At 53.0% G+C, this 20,568-nt stretch carries 14 protein-coding genes; 3 read left to right on the forward strand and 11 right to left on the reverse strand.

Going from position 1 to position 20,568, the window contains the following annotated elements:
* Nucleotides 1-104 precede the first annotated feature (104 nt).
* Nucleotides 105-800, forward strand: a complete 696-nt coding sequence (locus BMW93_RS14650) for a hypothetical protein (protein ID WP_090377275.1) — start codon at nt 105-107, stop codon at nt 798-800.
* Nucleotides 801-878: 78 nt separating this feature from the next.
* Here BMW93_RS14650 and BMW93_RS14655 read toward each other — a convergent pair whose 3' ends face one another.
* The 11 genes from BMW93_RS14655 to BMW93_RS14705 form a co-directional block, all read right to left on the reverse strand.
* Nucleotides 879-2,630 carry a RagB/SusD family nutrient uptake outer membrane protein gene (locus BMW93_RS14655; protein WP_090377278.1) on the reverse strand — a complete coding sequence of 584 codons (1,752 nt, stop codon included), beginning with the start codon at nt 2,628-2,630 and terminating at the stop codon, nt 879-881.
* 21 nt (nt 2,631-2,651) lie between these two features.
* Nucleotides 2,652-5,765 carry a TonB-dependent receptor gene (locus tag BMW93_RS14660; protein WP_090377280.1) on the reverse strand — a complete coding sequence of 1,038 codons (3,114 nt, stop codon included), beginning with the start codon at nt 5,763-5,765 and terminating at the stop codon, nt 2,652-2,654.
* Nucleotides 5,766-6,019: 254 nt separating this feature from the next.
* Nucleotides 6,020-7,054 carry an FAD:protein FMN transferase gene (locus BMW93_RS14665; protein WP_090377283.1) on the reverse strand — a complete coding sequence of 345 codons (1,035 nt, stop codon included), beginning with the start codon at nt 7,052-7,054 and terminating at the stop codon, nt 6,020-6,022.
* Nucleotides 7,054-8,271 (reverse strand): Gfo/Idh/MocA family protein, encoded by a 1,218-nt coding sequence (locus BMW93_RS14670; RefSeq protein WP_090377286.1) that lies wholly within the window; start codon nt 8,269-8,271, stop codon nt 7,054-7,056. Before BMW93_RS14670 ends, BMW93_RS14665 begins: the two co-directional genes overlap by 1 nt.
* A 302-nt stretch (nt 8,272-8,573) precedes the next feature.
* Nucleotides 8,574-9,968, reverse strand: coding sequence for a hypothetical protein (locus tag BMW93_RS14675; RefSeq protein ID WP_090377289.1), 1,395 nt, complete (start codon nt 9,966-9,968; stop codon nt 8,574-8,576).
* The gene (locus BMW93_RS14680; RefSeq protein WP_090377291.1) at nt 9,955-10,539 is read right to left on the reverse strand and encodes an RNA polymerase sigma factor; all 585 of its coding nucleotides are present in this window, start codon (nt 10,537-10,539) and stop codon (nt 9,955-9,957) included. The genes BMW93_RS14675 and BMW93_RS14680 overlap by 14 nt, the downstream gene beginning before the upstream one ends.
* A gap of 69 nt (nt 10,540-10,608) precedes the next feature.
* Nucleotides 10,609-11,541, reverse strand: coding sequence for a hypothetical protein (locus tag BMW93_RS14685; RefSeq protein WP_090377295.1), 933 nt, complete (start codon nt 11,539-11,541; stop codon nt 10,609-10,611).
* Between the two features lie 26 nt (nt 11,542-11,567).
* On the reverse strand, nt 11,568-12,242 hold the full coding sequence (locus BMW93_RS14690) for a hypothetical protein (protein WP_090377298.1): 675 nt from the start codon (nt 12,240-12,242) through the stop codon (nt 11,568-11,570).
* A gap of 241 nt (nt 12,243-12,483) precedes the next feature.
* Nucleotides 12,484-14,745, reverse strand: coding sequence for a fibronectin type III domain-containing protein (locus BMW93_RS14695; RefSeq protein WP_090377301.1), 2,262 nt, complete (start codon nt 14,743-14,745; stop codon nt 12,484-12,486).
* Nucleotides 14,733-15,674, reverse strand: coding sequence for a hypothetical protein (locus BMW93_RS14700; RefSeq protein WP_143061652.1), 942 nt, complete (start codon nt 15,672-15,674; stop codon nt 14,733-14,735). Before BMW93_RS14700 ends, BMW93_RS14695 begins: the two co-directional genes overlap by 13 nt.
* Nucleotides 15,671-17,833 (reverse strand): heparinase II/III family protein, encoded by a 2,163-nt coding sequence (locus BMW93_RS14705; RefSeq protein WP_143061653.1) that lies wholly within the window; start codon nt 17,831-17,833, stop codon nt 15,671-15,673. The genes BMW93_RS14700 and BMW93_RS14705 overlap by 4 nt, the downstream gene beginning before the upstream one ends.
* 184 nt (nt 17,834-18,017) lie before the next feature.
* Here BMW93_RS14705 and BMW93_RS14710 point away from each other — a divergent pair, with 184 nt between their 5' ends.
* Together BMW93_RS14710 and BMW93_RS14715 are read left to right on the forward strand one after the other, a co-directional pair.
* Nucleotides 18,018-20,150, forward strand: coding sequence for a PVC-type heme-binding CxxCH protein (locus BMW93_RS14710; RefSeq protein WP_090377307.1), 2,133 nt, complete (start codon nt 18,018-18,020; stop codon nt 20,148-20,150).
* 32 nt (nt 20,151-20,182) lie between these two features.
* On the forward strand, nt 20,183-20,533 hold the full coding sequence (locus tag BMW93_RS14715; protein WP_090377309.1) for a high-potential iron-sulfur protein: 351 nt from the start codon (nt 20,183-20,185) through the stop codon (nt 20,531-20,533).
* Nucleotides 20,534-20,568: the final 35 nt, after the last annotated feature.

The raw sequence follows: 20,568 nt of genomic DNA on the forward strand, positions 1-20,568 counted from the left end.
GGGTGTGCAGGCCGCAATTATTTATGCATCAATCATACATTCAAATGAATATTAAGGCTTAATTTGTAACCGGCACGCCACATCATTAAACTATCTTCATAGGCATGAAACAAATACTACTCGCCGCCTCGACCGCATTACTCTTGCTGTTTTCCTGTAAAAATGATGAAACCTCCCAGCCGGTACCCCAAGACACGAACTGGTATGTACTCCGCTCGCCCGACAGCCGCGATATCAGGGCCGTGCATGGTAATATCGACGACAGGCTGGTGATCACCACCGGCTTTAAAATTTACACGACCGACAATAAGGGAAAGACCTGGGAAACATCCGATTACAATGGCAATGTGGGCCTTGTTGCGTTCATGGTAAAGGAAGATACGCTTTTCGCGATGGAAGGGAAACGCAGTTCCGCCACCGCCATCGGTGATTCGTTTGGCACCCAGCCATATTGGTTTAGCCTCAACAAAGGACTTAACTGGAAACCGATGCGCGGTCGTCCGGGACTGGATGAATGGCAGGTACCGATCAACTATGCATATTCGGGCAACGGGATCAAGTTCAGCATCGCTATGGAACAAACACCCGAAGGCTATCTCAATACAAAGGGGGTTGTGTCGGAAAGCGGCAGTAAAATTTCCTTTCCCGCCCGTCACCAGCTAATAAATGTACATTTCGATGGAAAATCCCGGTTGTATGTTTCCGGCTCGGCCCCGATTTGCGGAGAAGGCGAGAACTTCAAGTATTGTGATGATCCGAACGGCTCCGTTTACATTTCCAGAAAGCCGGTTTTGTTTTAGGTAAAACCGTTAATCAATACAAAAAACGGCCATCGCAAATCATATCGCGATGGCCGTTTTAGTTTTTGAACCAATCCCTTACTCAATTTTCGTCAGCGGCGGCACATTCCGGTTGGCCCCATCATAACCGACATTCTGATTAATCACACCTTTCGTATTCGCCGTAATCACCAGCGAGGGAATAGGCCAGAGCGCGTGAAATGGCGCTATATTTGCCGTATTGCCGAGCAGCTGGATTTTCTTCTCGTAGGTATTGTTGTACCGCATCACCCGGTCGAAATAGAAATTCTTTTCACTGAAATTGGTAAGGCTGTAACCATTCAGCCCGGCTTTGGCCATGATGTACGAAATGCGGACGAGCTCCGAATGCCGCGGTTCTTCCGCGAACAACTCCCGCGCACGCTCGTGCAGGATGAAGTCGATAGACACCTCGCCGGCGGTAATGGGCAATGCTTTCGCGCGCTGGCGGACCTTATTGATATCGTCGGCGGCTAATGCGAGCTGGTTTTTCCAGAAGTAGGCCTCTGCACGCAGCAGGTAGGTTTCGGCAAGGCGGAAGATGTACCAGTCGCCGTTGCCGCCCATCGGCGTGGCTTTGGGGTCGTCCTGCGGGTTGTACATGATGTAATGCGGCATCGCATACACGTGCTTGAACGTATCAACCTGCGCCGCGAGAAATTTGGTATTGATCACCTTCCCGAAATCGACGGAGGCCGGGTTGTTGTATTTCAATTCATGAATGTCCACCCAGTTGATATCGGCCCGCCGCAAATCGGTGGTATTCCGCCAGTTGGCGCCCTTGTAAGACCAGATATCGTACTGATAATACCCTGTAAGCCTGATATTTGCATTGCCACGACCCAGCGAATCGTACATCGGCCCGCTCGCCACCATGCCTGGCTTGCCCTGGCTGTCGAGCACCTGCGGCTGGAACCACTGGCAGTTGTAAAGCCGCATTGTATATAAACCCGCAGAACGCGCGGCCGGCGGCGCCTCGTAACGGTCTATGGCTGCGAGAATGGTCTCCGTGTTTTGGGCAATGCTGAAATTCTTGGCGCGGTGCAAATCCCAGATCAGGTTTCGGTAGCCTTTCGTAGCGTCGACGCCGAATCGCTGCGTCATCAACGCATACGGGCCGTTAATGACCTTGTTGGCAGCTTCGATAGCCTTGTCATATTCGAGATTGGCAAGGTAGATTTTGGTCAGCAAATGGTTTGCCGCGCCTTTGGTAATCACGCCCGACTTGGCGGTTACCGGCAGCCATTCGGCCGCAAATTCTACATCCGTTTTGATCTTTTCGAGGATCGTCCAGCGGCTGTGTGTCTGGAAATCGAGCTTCGCTTCCTGTATTTCACCGCCCAGGAACGGCACGTCGCCGTAAGAATTTACGAGGCGGTAATACCAGTAAGCCCGGTGCCAGAGCGCCTCGGCGAGTATCGCATTCCTTTCCTGATCTGACTGCCATTTAATTTCATCAATCCTGCTGATGAGCACATTACAGTTTTTAATAGAAGAGTAAATCACCGTAAACATCGCCAGGAAGCGGTAATACTGGTCGGTATTGGGCGTCAAATTGTAAAAATCCAGCTGCGACCAGGGCGACGCCAGGTCGGATGCCGCGAACTCCATTGTCAGGTTCGGCATCGTGCCGGTACTCTCGTTTTTGAGGTCTTTGCGCATGGTAATGAGCAGCGCCTCCATGCCCGCCTTATCCACAAACACATTCTCGGGACTGAAAAACGACAACGGCTCCGGTTTCAGCCAATCCTTGTCGCAGGCCGATTGGCTGAGCAGCAAAACAAATAATATGAGGTATTTGAAAATCTTCATAATGCTAAGATTAATGCCAGTTTACAATGAGAGATTAAGGCCGACGGTGAAGTTTTTGGGCATCGGAATATTGTTTCCGTCGCTATCCCATGCTTCCGGGTCCCAGCCCGGCCATTTGGTGAATGTGAGCAGGTTACGCGCCGAAGCAAACACCCTTACACTATTCACTTTCAACTTCTTGGAAAGATCCGAAGGCAATGCGTAGCCGACATTCACATCCTGTACGCGCAGGAACGACAGCTTTTTGTAAACCTTGATCCCGCCGCCGAAAACATTGGTATTGGTATTCAGCCTCGCATACTCGTTGGTCGGATTCTCCGGCGTCCAGTAGGGAAAATCGTTGGTATTCCGGCGGTCGTAGGTGTCGGAGCCGCCCGTACGCAAGCCCTCCGCGAACGGTGCGATATGCCCCAGCTCGCTTCTCAGGAAGACGCTGGCCGTGAAATTCTTGAAAAACGTAAACTCATTGCGCAAACCAATGCGGAACCGGGGTTGGCGGTAGCCGATAAACTGCTTATCCAGCAACGCCTCGTACTTGCCGTTTCCGTCCACATCGTCGGCTTTGAAATCGCCGGGCTGCAATTTGTAAACGGCGGCCGCGTCTTTTTCAGCAGTCTGCCAGATGCCCGTCACATTGTAGTTCCAGACCCGGTCGATGGCCTGGCCGGGGAACCATTCGTTGGAATAATCGGGCAACTCGGTGCGCACGGTTTTGCCATCCACGGTCTCTTCCTTATAATCCCCGAATAACCGTTTGATTTTGTTTCGGTTAAAAGAAAATACCAGCCCGCTGCGCCAGGAGAAATTAGGCCGTTCGGTGTTGATGGTGTTAATAGTCATTTCAAACCCTTTGTTCCCCAATAGTCCCAGGTTGGTAGTAATGTCCTTGAAACCGGTGATTTCGGGCAAAAGGCGTTTCATGAGCAGGTCGGTGGTGGTCATGTCGTAATACTCCACGCTGAGGTCGATACGGTTTTTGAGCAGGCTCAGGTCCATCCCGAGGTTGATCGACTTTGTTTTTTCCCAAACCAGGTTCGGGTTCGCGAGCGAGGTGTTATAAACGCCTACCTGCACGTTGCTGCCGTCGTAATACATGGCCGAAAGCAACTGTGCCAGCGCCGAATAGGCCCCGATATCGCGGTTCCCATTCACACCCCATGATAAACGGAGCTTCATCTGGCTCACGAAATCGATGTGAAAGAACTTTTCTTCCGAAATCTTCCAGGCCACCGCAGCCGCCGGAAACACCGCCCTTGGCTGTTTGGTACCGAATGCCGAGAAGCCGTCGCGGCGGACGGACGCCGTGATCAGGTATTTGTCGAACAGGGTGTAATTGAGCCGCGCCATGGCCGCATCGCCGGTGATCTGCGTATCGTTCGTCTCCATCGCCGGGCTGGTACCGTACTGCATCCCGTGGAAGCCCAGGTTCTCATTCGGTACAAAACCCTGGTTCGCGATTTTGGAATACCAGCCCCTGTTACGCTCGGCGCTGTAAAGTAATGTCACATCCAAATGGTGGACGCCGAACTGCTTGTTCCAATGCAGGAGGTTGTCGAGAATGTACTCGTACGTGGACGCATCCGCACGCGTGCTATACCCGCCCGAGCGCGTGGAGCCGCCGTCGAGGGTATTGGACGACCAGAAATTATAGTCCTTCGAAGCCTCGTACCGCGGTTGGAAGGATATTTTGTAATCAAATCCAAAAGGCAGCTTGATCTTTCCATAAAGCGAAGCAAACAGCGTATTCACCTTTTTCATCCTTTCCTGACCATAATAGTTGATCAGCGGATTGGCCACTGCAAAGCTGTTGGGATACCACATCGCACTTCCATCCGCTTCGAACATAGAACCGTAAGGGCTCATGATGAACATTTGCGGGAGGTTGGCGGGAACGGTACTTTCGTCGCGGTCGGCAAACTGGCTGTTCACGCCCACATTCAGCCAATCGGTCACCTTGAAATCCACATTGAGCCGTGAGCGGATAGTAGAAAATTTGTCGCCACGCAATATGCCTTCGTTGTTCTGATAACCCAGCGACCAGTAATAGGTCACATTTTGCGAACCGCCGCCGATGCTCACGTCGTAATTTTGCCGCAAACCGGTGCGGATCACCTCTTTGTACCAATCCACGGTTTTCCCGGCCAGGTAATTTTCGGTTTCAATCGGAAAAAAACGGAGGCGGCTCAGCCATTCCTGGGTATTGTCGGCCTGAGGATTGTTGCTTGCGGTGCGCCACTGTTCGAGCGAAACACCTGCCGGTAGCGTACCCGGATTGTCGTAGTAAAAAGAAGGGCGATCCGGATTGGTCGCGCGAAGTAAATCGCGGCGGAAGGTCAGGTAGCCGTCTTTGTCAAATGGTTTGAAATCGTTGGTCGTTTGCGCGGTACCCACATTGGCCGAGACGTTGATGACGGGCTTACCGGTCGCGCCTTTCTTAGTGGTAATCAAAATCACCCCTCCTGCGGCCCTTGCCCCAAAAACGGCGGCTGAACTGGCGTCTTTGAGAATATCCATGGTTTCGATATCGGCCGGGTTAATATCAGAAATGTTGCCATTAAAGATCACCCCGTCCATGACCACCATCGGGCTCGAATTGGCCGTAAGCGACTTCGGTCCCCGGATCTGCAACGAGCTCCCGCCTGCCGCCGAGGTGGACTGGTTAGCGTTGAAACCCGCCACGGTGCCCGTCAGCATATCGGTGAGCTGGGTCATCGGCTGGTTTTTGAATGTCTTCGAATCGATCCGGATCACCGCGCCGGTGAGGTCGCTCTTTTTCATCGTGCCATAGCCGACCACCACCAGTTCGTCGAGCGCATTCGTACTCGGTTGCAGGGCGATTTCGATCACCGTCTGGTTACCGACCGCCATTTCTTTCATCTGATAACCTACATAGCTGAATGTCAGCACATCCGAAGTGGCCGCCTGCACGGCGTACCGGCCATCGGCATCGGTGGTAGTGCCCCGCTGGGTGCCTTTCACGACGACGGTCACGCCGGGCAGGCCCTGTTTGTTCAAACTATCGGTAATCACGCCGGTAACATCCCTCAGGTTTTGCCCGTGGAGCCACAAGGGGCTGAGACATGCAAAAAAGACAAGAATACGGGCCCATGGATGGGTGGGTAGTTTTACATGCATAAGATTATGGTTAGGAATTGAAAAATGGGTTTTCCCGAGGGTAGCAAGCCAAAATCCGGACATAACAAACCGTTCCTCGCAATGCGACTGCGAAGGTATTTATGATGCGTTTCCAGCATCTGGCAGTATTTAATTTTGGCTTATAACAATGTTACAAGGAATTTAATAGGTATCCATGCGATTGGGCAGAAATAGTACCGATAACGTTCTCGGAGCGACGGGGGGCGGCTGCTGACGGCCCACCCCCTCGGCCGTCAGCGGTCGGCGGTCATCACCAAGTACCGTCCAAACCCCGCCGACGCCGTATCGGCAACGGTGCCATCTGCCTTTCGGTAAATCAGATACGCCTCCATTTCCGGGTGGGCGCGGAGTATTTCAAACGCCCCGCCGACGCCTGCGGCGAGGAGCGCGTTGTCGAACCCGTCGGCGGTGATCGCTTCGGGGGCCACTACTGTTGCGCTGATGATCTCGCGCTGCACGGGGTAACCTGTTTTAGGGTCGATAATGTGGGAGAGCCGTCTCCCACCCGATTCCCGGAACTTGCGGTAACTGCCCGAGGTAGTAACGGCCCCGTCGCCGATGCTGATGACCTCTCGGATCGACGGCGCGTCGAATTCTGTGGCCGAGGGTGTTTCGATCCCGATCTTCATCGGCTCGTTACCAGGAAGTTTCCGGCCTTTGGTACGGATCTCCCCTCCTATTTCGACCATATAGTTCACGATCCCAAACGCTTCGAGGAAAGTCGCGACCACATCCACCGAGTATCCCTGTGCGATGCCGTTCACGTCTATTTGAACGCAGCCGTTTGTTTTCGAAAGCCTGCGGCCGGAGACCTGCAACTTGTCGGAACCCACGCATTCGAGCAGTTGGTTAATGGAGGCGCTGTCGGGCATTGCGTCGGCCTGTTTAGCTCCAAATCCCCAAGCGCGTACGAGCGGATACACGGTAATGTCGGACAGGCCGCCGGTTTCGCGGTAAATCCGCATGGATTTACCGACGACATACGCCAGATGTTCGTCCATTTCAATGCCTTCCGGTGATGCATTGAACCGGCTGATCAGCGAATTGGGCTGATAGATCGAAAGCGATGCGTCGAGGCTTTTGAAAATGCTGTCGATCTGAGGCTTGGTGACCGATTCTTGTCCGGCATAATAAGTGATGGCATAAGTAGTACCCTGCGCCTGACCGGTGATCCGGTAGGTACCAGGCATTACCGCGGGGCGCAATGCACTCAATATAAAGCACATTGTGCCCAATGCCGACGCTACCCATTGCCACCGCGGTTTCATCAGGCCGAGTATTCAGGTTTCCAGTATTGTACTTTCTCGGTATCGGCCGCAGCATTGCCCATGTGAATGGCGATGGAGCCGTCCCGACCGGTCTCTACATTTGAAATAGGCTCTTTTTTATTCCGAACGCATTCCGCAAAATCTTTCAATGCGAATACGGTCGGTTCGAGCTCCGCCTCGCCGGGCTTGCCGAATTTTACTTCCACACCCTTGCCCTGCGTCGTTACGGCAATGGTGGCGCCTGTAACGCCATCCACGGTGCCTTTGGCATTGTTGGTGATTTCAGGATAGATCAATGCCTTGTCGCGCAGGATTTCGACCGTTGCCTTGTCTCCGAGAATGCGGATGCTGTAACCATTATACGCATTGGAAAGTACCGAGGTCACACTCGCTTTGACGCCGTTGGGATAGTCATATACGGTGCGGATGTTGTCGTAGGTATCCCGACCGTCCTTCCAGTAATTGATACCGCCCAGGCCGACCACTTTGACGGGGCGGCTGTCGGTGAGGTAGTTGACGACATCGATCTCATGGGCGCAAAGCTCCGAGAGCGGGCCGCCGCAATATTCGCGGTACATGCGCCAGTTGATCGCCCGTTCCATTTTCGGGTCTTTCACCGGGAAGCGCCAGTTCGAATTGCGGTTGTATTGGCATTCGAAATGGGTGATCTTGCCCAGCCAGTTTTCCTTCATAATCTCCTTCACTCGGTGATAGAGGCCATAATAGCGGTATTGATAACCGATCTGAAACACCAGCCCCGATGCCTTCACCTTTTTCACGAGGTCAATGGCCTGCGGAATGTCGTAGGTCATCGATTTTTCGAGGTAAATGTGCTTGCGAGCCTGCAATGCGGCTACCGCCATCGGATAATGCAGGTAAAGCGGCGTGGCGATCACGACGGCGTCGATGGATTGATCGTCGAGCAACTTGCGGTAATCGGTGTAGCCCTTGGCGTTTGGGGCAGCCAGGCTCAGGCCTTTTTGCAGGTTTTCGGGGATAATGTCGCAGCAGGCAACGAGCTCATAATCGGGCATTTCGCGGATGAGCGTGGCCAGGCCCGCGCCGCGCGAGCCGGTGCCGATCATACCTAGGCGGATTTTGTCGGCGGGGCGAACGGGCCTTCCAAATGCGGGCGTAAAAGCGGTGGATAGCCCGGCTCCTGCTATCGCGGCGAGGCCGGTGGCGATGAAATCTCTTCTGGTTGGGGATGGGGTCATGGGTGGGAATGGTCAGGTATGGTTGGATGTTGTCAGGTATGGTCAGGAATAGTCGGGTATAGTCAGATGTTGTCAGGTGTGGTCAGGAATAGTCGGGTATGGTCAGGAATAGTTGGGTATGGTTGGTATTGTTATGGTTGTCGCGTGAGGTTTGGGTTATGTTTGGTTTAAGAACAAGATTACGGGCACGTGCCCGTAAATGTAAGTATTTTTTAATCAGATCGAAATGAAATGGGGAGAGAAAAAAATCGGGCATAAAAAAGTCCCGGCATTTTCGTGCCGGGACTGGACCGGTGAGCGGGTCAGGGCTTTACGAAACGGAGCCCTGCCGAAATCCCCACGCGGTACGGCTGATAGTAGAACGGGTTTGCGATGCCTTTGACCTTCACCGGGCTGAACTCGGCAAATGGCCCGATACTGAATGCCGTGCGGCGGGTGACGGCGAATTGCTTCCCTAGCCCCAGGCTGATCCACCCAAGGCTCTGACTGCTGTTCAGATCATGCGAATATTCCGCCCCGAAAGCGGCGAAGAACCGGCTGACCGGCGAATGTCCCCAACGTACCTGCTTGGAAACGCCGATACCGAGCGTCGAAAATTTGCGGTTTTCCTCCATCCTGTCCCCCTGACGGATGGTATGGTATTGCCCTTTGTCGTCGGGCGTGACGAGGTAATTGTTGTTGGCGACCTCGTAAGAATAGGTTTGCCGGAAACTGCTGAAATGCAATTGCAACTGAATCCCTTTCCGCTCCACGCCACCGCTGAGCTTGTAGCCAACCGAACTGGCCGTAAACAACGACGGGAAACTGAAATTCTGGAAGTCGTTTGCTGCCGACGACGGTACCGTCAATATCTGGTACGAATGCAATGCCGACGCATTGAAAAGCCAGGCAACGCGCGCCGGGTTAGTCACGATCACTTTCGCAGGCTTGTACGCAGGTGCAACCACGCCGCGCAAATGCAACGGAATTGGTGCTTCCGTCAAAGGTATTGCCGCCAGTTCTTTCAATGGGATCACATGCGTAGCCGAATCCATTGATACAGGCACGTCCCGGGCCGACGCCGCGTCCAAGTGTTCTGAGATATTATCTGAACCCCTGGAAACATTAACCGAAGCTAGCTGCATAGCATCACCATTGCTGCCCTTACCTGCCCCTATCGCCGTTGTCGGGTCCGCATTCACGGATGGTAATCCCGCATACCGGCTTACAGTGGCGCCCGGGACGTTGCCGGCATGCGACTGATGCACTTGCGCCGCCGGTTTGTTACCCAGGTCTTCCACAAAAACACTTTTAACCAATTTTTCCGACCGCGAAACCGGTATTTTCCATATGGTTTTGCGTGACAGCGATTGGGCCGAATGCGCCACCGCTTTCGGAAGGGTATTCGATTCTTTGGTCGGCTCGGCATTGCCCGGCGAACTTGACGTAGCCTTGTTGGGTACATGCGCGACCGACTTTTCTGAAATGCCCGAGGGCGCGTTGCTATCACCGCTGTAACGGCTGAGCAATACGCCGGAGACCGAGAAGAGCAGGATGAGCGCGCCGGTAAACCACCAGTACCTTCCTGTGCGTGCGGGCTTTACGCGTGCACGTATGCGTTCGAGCGCGGCCGGGTTGGGCTGTTCTTCATAGTCATCAAACTTGCGTTTGAGGACGTCGCGCAGCGCTTCGTTTAATTTGTCCTCAGAAGTTTTCATGATGTACTATTCCTTTTAGTTCTAATTTTTTCATCAGCAGGTTACGTCCTCTCATGAACTGCGACCGGGCCGTGGCGTCGGACATGGACAGCATTTCACCAATTTCGGTGTGTGTATAGCCGTCGATCAGGTGCAGGTTGATCACCGTCCTGTATTTATCGGGTAATTCGTTGATCAGGTCCACCAGGTCGCGTACGTTCATCTGGTCGATCATTCGCACGTAATCGTCCGACTCCACCTGCCATTCCACGCCGTCGAGCGGACTTTGAAGCTCCTGCTGCCGGGTGGTACGGTTGTAATAGTTGATCGCCGTCCGGATCACCGTCACTTTTACCCAGCTGTCCGCAGCCTCGGGTTCCTTCAAGTCGTTGATATTGTTGAAAATCTTTACAAATGCGTCCTGAAAAATATCGTCGGCCTCGGCGACGGTGCGCGCGTAACGGCGGCAAATACCGGTCATTTTGGCCTTATATCGCTCGTAAAATACGGTCTGCGCCCTCGGGTCCTGTTTCTGGCAGGCTTTCACGAGGCTGGCGAGGCTGTCGTATTTGCTGGAACGAAAGAATTTCATGAGGGAACGTTGGGTTCAGGAAAGAAACTTAAACCTGGAAGTAACTTAAACTTAATTAATTCCTATTTTTTAATATAATAACACCGTGTATTTTTTATTGAGCACATTGAAATCTTTATCGAAATACAATTCACACCTCGAATTGCCGCCAACACCCACGACGACGTAATAGCTGTCGAGCCCGTTTATATTGCTCCTTAGCTTTCTTTCATATTGATAACCAGCGAGTTCGGGAGTATTATCGAGGTACTGTTTGATTTCGGCCGGAACCGGTTCCAGGTTCGACGACGACACGGGCGCCCCCGGCTGCGTGAACAAGTTACTCATCCAGCGCAGTTTGCCTCTCTCGTCGAAAAGCAGGGATAACTGGTCGTACATCCCGCCCTCGTTTAGTTTACCCATGACGTAGTAAAGCTTGGAACCATCGAGTCTCACCCAGGTATAACCCATTACAAAAGTCGCTTTGGGAAATGTTTTGATAGTGTCCTTCACGAACGCGGGCAGCTCCGCGACGTCGTACGTTGCAATCCGGTACAACGACTGGTCAAATGCGGCCGAGCTGTTGGTATTGGGGTAAACACCCGCCCATTCAAACGAATAGTTGCCACCTTTATAATTGTAAATCAGCTTGTTATTGGCAGTCGTTGCGAAATAGGCCCTGCTGTAAGCCGATAACGTCCCGTCGCCAAAGACGGTCTTTTGCAACGACTGCTGCAATGTGGCGGGAACGCCGTCGGGCACTACCTTGAAGGTTTCCCACATTTTGCCAAAATCCACCAGCGAAGAATATTGCGCCGCTTCCGAGGTCAGCTTCACTTCCCATACCTTATCTTCCAGTATGGGCTTAAAAACCAGGTCTTCTCCATTCGGGAACTTCGCTTTTACTACGTTCACAACGGTCACCGGAATCTCCGTTCCCGGACCCACCGGGCGCAGGTCTTTCAGGTCGTTACAACCTGTAAACGCGAGCGCCGCGATGAATATCAATGCAAGGGCTTTCATAATTCGATTTAATAACTATCAATCAATCAAGGATATACAAAATACTTGGCGCTCACTTGCTGTCCCGGTTCGCGGTAGTATTGGTACATGGGTTTCATGGTAATTTTATAGGTGACTTTGCCCAGTTTCGGGTCGTCGTCGTCATAAATGAACCGCATAGCCGGCTTGACTTTCGCGGTTTTTGCCTGTTCCGCCGACATTTTCACATTGAAGCTTGCGGGATCGAGGTAACCTTTTTTGCCGGGGACGATCATCGGGAAATAGCTCGTAGTCGCACGCGTTTCCACGCCCAGCGTGCCCCGTTCTTCGTCCCATTTCAAAATCATTTGTGTCGGCAGGAAGATGCGAATATTCAGACTGAATGTCAATGCGTTGCCGGGTATCTCAGTATTAGGGATCTTGCTTCCGCCGCCGTGGAACATGATTTCCCCATTGCCTTTTTCAATGTAAAAGTGCAGGAATGCGGCATTGGCATACAGTGGAAGCAGCGTATCTTCCTTGAACATATCCACCGAATCCTTTCCGGCAAACCGCCAGGCGTCGGTAATGTAAAACGAGCTTCTTGCGAGCCAGGAGGAAACCGTGTCGCGATCGAGGCGGACGGGCTCCGGCTTGGGATCGGGCCTATCCTTATCTTTGCTGCATCCAAACTGGGCGACTCCGGCCATCGACAGTAATGCAAACAACACCAAATTTTTCATAACACATTCAATTTCAAAACACAACAAAGTCCGTAAATGCTTGCTGGTTCGGTTTGCGGAAATATTCGTACATCGGATCGATGAGCGGGAATCTGCCTTTTGCGGTTCCGCTATCAGAGACACGGATGCGCGTTTCAAGCGTGGCGGCCGCCTGTGTTTTTTTTCAGTTTTAAACAAAAAAGCATTGCAACCGGGCCTTTCAGACCTGAATTACAATGCTTTAAAATCAAAGAGAGGCATTCTATTTTTCGGGAAAGTAAACCCGCACATCGGGGTGCATGGTATAAAACCGCCATTGCTGGCCGTCGAACACCGGGAAACCGCTGGAAGCGTCGTCGCCCGCGATAGGATTACCTTCGTATTTCTTCCAATGGATCAGGTCTTTGGAAACGGCCACGTTCATCGTCCATTCACGCCAGTCTTTGAATGCCGAGGCGTGGTAATAGCCGTAGTAGCGACCTTTGTAATGAATGATTTTATTGAATGCGACGGCAAACGCGTCGTACTTTTCCGGTCCGGCATTCAGTACCGGTTCGTCCTGCACGTTGGTCCAGATTTTGAGGTCCGTGCTGGTTGCCAGCCAAACGGCGGCGTCGTTGCGTTCATAAAAGAGGTACCAAATGCCTTTTTCTTTCCAGACCGCCGGTGTGCCGTAGGGCCCTTTGCTGAGAGGGGTGCCATTTTTCAGGCGAATATCAATAGCGCCCTTGTCTTTCCAGTGAATGCGGTCGGTAGAAGTGAGCAAATGCGCGATGTCGTCCTTGCTTTCGGCGAACATGTAATAGGTATTCCCTTCCTTTAACACACACATATCCTCCACCCATAATGTCGTATGGATGGGGTTTTTCGCATGACGCGTCCATTTCAGTCCGTCGTCGGAAGTGGCCAGGCCGAGGTATTTCATACTGTCGCCGGAGGCTTTGGTGTAGCCGGTGTACCACATGTAATATCGGTTGTCCTCGCGCAATATGTACCCGCGCTCGCGGATTTTCTCGTCCCAGGTTTTCGGGTCGCCCGTACCTTTGAAGAGCGGGTTACCGGGATGGGCTTTGAATTTGACGATTTCGGCGGGGAATTCATCGGTAACCTGCTCCGGAAAACGTTCGATGATCCGGTTGGTTTTTCCTTTTTGTTTAATCAAATCAAATGCATCGTACAATTCTCCCGTAGCAGTGTAGGTGTCAAATGAAAGCTTTCCGCCTTCGACATTTACTACATGAAAAAGCTGGGTATAGATGGCCGAGCGGTCCATCCAGGCGGCGCGGTCGACGTTCGAATCGGTCATTTTCGGGCCGCTGACGGACACGACGTACATCGTCCCTGATTGTGCGCCTTTTTCAGCCATCGGGATATTGGCCATGCCTCGCGCGTAGGTATGATCGTGACCTTGCAATACCAGGTCGACTTTATACTGATCGAACAAAGGCTTGAATGTCTCGCGCATGCGCTTGTTGTCGCGCGTGGTTTTGGGGGAGAAAATCGGGTGATGGAAAGTTATGACCGTCCAGCGGTTGGGATTGTTTTTCAAAATGCCTTCCAGCCACTCCTTCTGTACCTGCGTCCATTGCTCCGAAACATCTACCTGATCCGAGTTTAACGAAACGAACCTTACACCCTGAACATCTGCATAATAGCACGTTTCTTCGAGACCTTTCGGGCCGTTTTCCGGCAATGTAAACTGCGGTCGCCAGAATACGGAAGTGGTATTAATGCCCTCCGGCGTTTCAAAATGATCGTGGTTGCCGGGCGTCGGAAATGCGGGGATCATGGAATGGATGAAACCGCCCCCGCGAAACCAGTCGCCCCATTCGACATCCCGGTTCGCCTTGTTGATCAGGTCACCCGCGTAGATGGCCAGCCGGGCGTCGGGCGCCTTCGCATACGCCTCACGTGCCACGCGCGACCATAGCGAGGAGATATTCACCTGCACATCGCCATAGTAGATAAACGAAAGCTTCTGCTCGCTCGTCCCGGCGGTGGTGAAATGGATCCATTCGCTCCAACCCTGCTCCCCGCCTACCCGGTACGCATATTTGGTGCCGGGTTGGAGGTTTTCGAAGATGACGGAATGGTAATGGGCCGCAGGCGTATCCTCCCAAACCAGCTTTTCAGTACGCGCCGTATATTTTTTGGCCTTTGAAACGAAGCGCGGGTCGGCCTCTGCGACGGCAATCTCAGCAAAACTCTCCTGTACCGTTTCGGAAGTACGCCAATTGACTGCCATCGAAGTCGACGGATCGGCCGTCACGTTGAGCACAATGCGATCGGGCGTAGTCGTCGGGACGTAGAGATCGGCATTCTGCGCCGAAACAGCCAATGCCCATACGGCCAATGTGCCCGTTGCTACAATTTTTGAAATACTGTTTTTAAAATGCATACTAAAAAACGGCCCAAGCCGGACGATTACCAGGGCGCCGAATAGGCCCTTCTTAAACCAAATACGAGCAATTTCATGATTAAGGCTATCGTATGGAAGAAACAACCCAAATACTAGCGTTCCCATTCAAACCGCGCTTTGATCTGCATCCGGTCGCCCACACCGATGTTGGAAATCCAGACGTCCGCACCGTCTGCCGGAATTCGTTTTAAGTTACCCGCCGGTTTTAATGCATGATCGGAAACCGATTTGAGCACGCCGATCGGTTCAAACTGTGCGTCGAGCAAAGTCACGCCGGTGTACAGGGGCGCGAAGGGAAGATTGGTATCTGTCACCAGTGAATCGGCCGAATTGTGAACGGTATGCACTTTCCCGACGAGCAGATCGTCTTTCGTTTCAAGGGTCAGGACGTTTGCCGCAATGGTCGCCAAGTGGACCGGGTGTTCGGTTTTGCGGAGTGCATTGGTGAAATGCGCAATCGTCCCCGGTTCAATCCTTCCGGCTATTTTACCCTCCAATGCAATGGTCATGCGGCGATTTTTCGCATCCACATGGGTAACAATACCCGATATTGCGCGGGCACGAAATATTCTGTCCCTGACTTTCAGATAACTGCCATCGCTGAAAAATACCCGTTCGGTCGCGCCGCCCCGGCCAAAAGTTACCACGGCAGCATGCGCATCGGTTTCGATCTGGTATCCGGCAATGGCTTTTACAATGTTGGTAGTGTCGCTCATGACCACATCCGTCGCATCGGGCCGGAGTACTTCCACCGCGGCGCCGTGGCTTACCGGCAGTTTACGCAATGCATTGATTAAGGGTTTGTCCCCTGAAAACGGCTCCATCACACCGATGAACGTGCTTTTAAGGGGCTTATCACTGATAGATTTCCGTCTGGTAATGAGGTATTTCAAAAGGTAGTTTTTTGCCCGCGGCTTGTTCCAGGCGTCGGCCATCATGATTTCTTGTCCTGATTGCGGCAGAATATGGATTTTAACCTTTGCATGCTCGTCCGAAACGTGGGCGAAGGTTAACGCAGTTCTATCTCCATTCAATTCCTGAACATTGAAAAGATATTGATAACCAGAGCCTTTGTAATTCCAGTAACTGCCCTGGTAACCCTTGTCCCCATTTTGGCATCATCATAAATATCCCCGAATGCTACCTCCGGCCCCGCGAGGGTTCCGGGCTGTTTTTCACTCCATCGCCCCGCTGCGGCAAGCTTGCCAGGCGGGCCATGCAATGCATAATCGTGCTGGCGGCCGCCCGCTACCCGGAAAAAGTCGACTACGTAACTGCGCGAGCTATCTACATCGACCATCGTCAGGTTCCTGCGGTAGGCAGTCGTTTGCGGATAGGTAGCGGAGGAAGCGTCCATCGATCGCGCGAATTTTCCACCGGCAAAATCGTGCAGTCTGCCGGGCACATTATTAACCTGCCTTTGTGCATCCACCACCACCGTATTATGCGCGACCGAATTGAACGACCAGGTGTAAACTTCCTTTACATATTCATTCATCGCGTCGGGGTAACCGAGGTCGGGGATCATTTTCTGGCCGTTCGCAAACAGCTCGAAATTGAGAAAGTCCCAATGGTAATGCGTGCCTTTGAAACCGTAATTGAACGTTAATGCAACCGCATCGGACCGGTTATTGAGAAAACCCATTCCATAACCCGCCAGCAAATGCGACGGGCGTGCGGCCAATGCCCTGCCGTTCGGTAACGGGCGTAGATCCGGCAGCACATCGCGGAAAAGCGATTCGAATGTCGAAAACGATCGCTCCCCGGTTTTGCCCACGGCACCCAGCCAGGTAAGATAGCGCGGATCAGGGTAGGACCCGTAGCCAACCTGGTACACGTCAGGGTCCTGCCCTACCAGCGTACCGAGCACCGAGCCGCTGTCGCCGATACCGGGCGTAATTTTCCCGGTTACCACCATTTCCAACGGGCTGTTGATCAGCGCCCGCAACCGTGGCTCACCAAAAAGATCGGTACCGCCCGTGCGCAGCATATCCGTAAAGCGTGTGATTTTCTGGACTGTCAGCAAGTTATAATCAGGCGCTTCGAGCGGTTGCCCGTCGCGGAAGATCATATTATACAATGCATATCTCAAACCCGACTGCACGCGGCTCTCGCCGGGCTCTTCCACCAGCATGTGCAGGTATTTTTCGGTGCCCATATGCTGCCTTGCAAGCAGAATGTACAGCAACGCGATCTGGTGCATGCCGTAGTTTCCCTGGATTTTGCGCTGCATGTAGGCATCCACGGCGTCTTCCAGCACATTCGCCTCGATGAAAGCACGTATTTGTTCCCCGGTTTTGCCTGTCGCTTTTTGCAGCCCGGCGTCGCCGTCAATGCTGTCCCAAATGGCGTCGTATGCTTCCGCAGCATTCTGGATCAGGCTCGTTTCCCAGATCAGGTTCAGGATTTTTCCATTGTAGATGTGGCCTTTCATCTTTTCCATCAGCCCGTACCGCGACTGGTTGGCGTGGTCCATCGACGGATATACTTCGCCCAGCCGGTACAGCATTACCGCCGCCTTGTGTGCGTAGCGCTTGTCGCCCGTGAGCAGGTACGCATGCGCGAGATCGGTGAATGCGGGCTCGATATGGCCTTTCCACATCCACTGATTGGCATAGGCCACAAACCAGTACCGTTCGCCATCCGGCGCGATCCAGCCCCAGCCGTCGTCGGCATACGCTTTGTCGAGGCCCGTTTTGTCCTTAAATCCACCTTTATAAAAAGCCAGGTAATCGTTTGAAGGAAAAACCTGCCCGTCGATCGGCGATTTCACCTGCAACGGATGGTCGGGATCGACGATCCAGGGATAAAAACCACCGACTTTGAACACGGTATCCCCGTGCACCGGGCTACCTTTCGGGTTCAGGTCGAAGGCGCGCGGCACGCGGGCATCGGGCATTAGCGCGATAATGGCGGAATCGGGGCGGGCAAGCCATGGGTCGGCAGCTTTCAATATCTTGTCCCGCACCTTGCGCGCCTCTTCGTATCGGACCAGGTTCGCACGCGCTTTTATCATATCCGCCTCGCGGTAGATCATCCGGGCCGTTTTAAGCGGAAACTGCGGTTGCCGCTCGGGAACATGTACAAACGGTGGAATGATCAGGCCGTCGCCAGGCGAGTTTACAGTCTGCCCCGGCAGCTGCAAAGGTGCCGCCAATAGCAAAAGACAGATATGCGTCAGAATTATCTTCACCAGAGATTCTGTTAAGGTTGTTGTTTTTGTAAACCAAAATACTGAATTTTTGTAAACTTTTTTACCTTGAAATATTCTTTTTCTAATCAGTTATTTGATAGATTTGCTTGTAGCTCAATCACTTTCTATCTTGATTAACATTCGGGCACGTACACGAGCCTGTTTTCCTAAACCTTGTATTGCCATGATGCAGCTGAAAACATTCGCAGTAGCCACGCTGACACTACTTTCCGTTCACACCATCGCCCAAAAACGGTACACCGAAGCCCTTTCACCGACCGAATCGGCCGCGACTTTCCAACTCCGTGAAGAATTCAGTATCGAACCGTTCGTTACCGAGCCGGATGTGCTCTCGCCGGTCGACCTCCTATTCGATGCGTCGGGCAATGCATTTGTCGTGGAAATGGGCGATTACCCTTACGACGCCCAACCGGGCCGTTTCAAAGGCCGCATTCGACTGCTGAAAGACACGAACGGCGACGGCAAGATCGATAAATCGTACGTTTTTGCGGACGGCCTGCCTAGCGCTACGAGCATCCTGCCTCACAAAGACGGCCTTATCGTGTGCGCCGCGCCCGACATTCTGCTCCTGCGCGATACCAACGGTGATTTCAAGGCCGATACCCGAGAAGTGCTCTTCACGGGCTTTTTTGCCAAAAATTCCGAAGCACAGATCACCAGCATGCGCTACGGGGTCGACAACTGGATTTACGCCAACAACAGCGGCCAAGCCGGGATGATCACCTCCCCGCTCCGGCCCGACATGCCGCCATTGAATGTAGCCGGGGGCAATTTCAGGTTCAGGCTGGACAAGAAATTGTTCGAAGTGGAGTCCGGCAACGGGCAATTCGGGCTGGCGATGGACGAATGGGGCCACCGGTTTTATACCCAAAACACCTTGCACATTCAGCAGTCGCCGATCGCGTGGCGGTACCTGCACCGGCATAACTACCTGCCGTCGTTCCGCTCCGACGTCAATATCTCCGACCACGAGCTGGAAATGTATCAGAAATCGGCCACGCCGTACTGGCGCCAGCAGCGCTCCGACCGCCGCCAGGCCAAATACGATTCATTGAAATCCGGGTTCACGGAATACGCCCGCGACCATTTCACCGGCGCTTCCGGCGGTACTTTTTACGGTGGCGATGGTTTCCCAAAGGCATTTCAGGGCTCGATTTTTACCGGCGAGGTGGCCGGTAACCTCATCCACCGCGACGTAGTTTCCCATACAAACGGCTCCCCCGCATTCACGGCCAGCCGTGATGCCGGGGAAAAGGACCGCGAGTTCCTCGCGTCCACCGACCCGTGGTTCCGCCCGGCAAACCTCACTTTGGGTCCGGATGGTTACCTGTATGTAGTCGATATGTACCGGCAGCACATCGAAACGCCCGTTTCAATCCCGGAAGACCTCAAAAAGGATATGGATTTCACCCGTGGTGAGCAATACGGCCGCATTTGGCGCATTTTTCCAAAGGACAGCGAGAAGCGCCAGGCTACCCTCCCCGACCTCCGTTCCAAAACGCCCGCTGAGCTTGTGGCGCTGCTTGAACACCCCAATCAATGGTGGCGGCTGAATGCACAACGCATACTGGTTGAAAAACAGGACAAGTCGGTCGTTGCTGTATTGCAACAAATAGCCAATACACATGCAGATGCCAGAACGCGCCTGCATGCGATCTACACACTCGAAGCATTCGACGGGCTGAACGAGGCGATCGTCAAAAAAGCGTTATACGACTCCCACGCAGGTGTGCGCGAACATGCGGTGATCCTGGCCGAAAAGTATCCGGCATTTTTACCCGAGGTGATCCGATTGATGGACGATACTGCACCGCAAGTTGCTTACCAGGCTACACTCAGCGCCGGACAATTCACTGGAAAAGACGTCCTCGCTGCATTAGCCGGGGCAACGGAAAAACAGTCGGAGAATGCGTCGTGGCGGCTGGCGGTACTGAGCTCCGTCGGGGGCTCGTCGCCTGAAATCGTGCCTCTACTGGCAAGCCGGGGCAGTTTTTTCAATGCTGCGACTCCGGGAAAGTTGAAATTCATCGAGGATTTTGGCTACGTATCAGGTAACCGGAATGGCAAGGATGATATTGCTTCGCTATTGGAAGTGTTGAATGCCCCTGCCGTCTCCGCTGACCCACAATGGACAGTGGCGGCGCTCACGGGACTTTCAAAGGGTATTAAAAAGTCAACCCACAAAAAAGAATCGGAAAAAACGGTTTCCAAAAGTTTGCAAAAATTGGAAAGCCACAGCTCTGATACTGTAAAAAAGCAGGTAGCCGAACTGAAAAAAGCATTAAATATCAACTAATACACCTAATCCCGACCATTCACGAGAACAATATGAACCAACTTGCCAACCGCAGAATTTTCCTGCGCCAATGCCTGGCCTGGGGCGCAACCGGCGGCACGATGTGGCTACTTGCCTGCGCCGGGTCCAAAAAACCGCCCGTCGCCAAAGCCGCCACTCCGGCCACCGACCCGTGCAGCGACCTCACCGGCGTAGACCCTACCGACGTGCAAAAGCGCAAATCATTGGGTTACACCAACCAATCTCCCCTGCCCGACAGCCAATGCGACAACTGTAAATTATGGATTCCGATTAAAGAAGGTAAAGAATGCGGCGGCTGCCTGCTTTTTACCGGGCCGGTGAATCCGGAGGGACATTGTACTTACTGGGCGCCGCAAGTTTAAATCATGGGTCAAATGCTTGAAAAGCGGTTAAATCG

It is taken from the genome of Dyadobacter sp. SG02, assembly GCF_900109045.1.
GTDB lineage: Bacteria > Bacteroidota > Bacteroidia > Cytophagales > Spirosomataceae > Dyadobacter.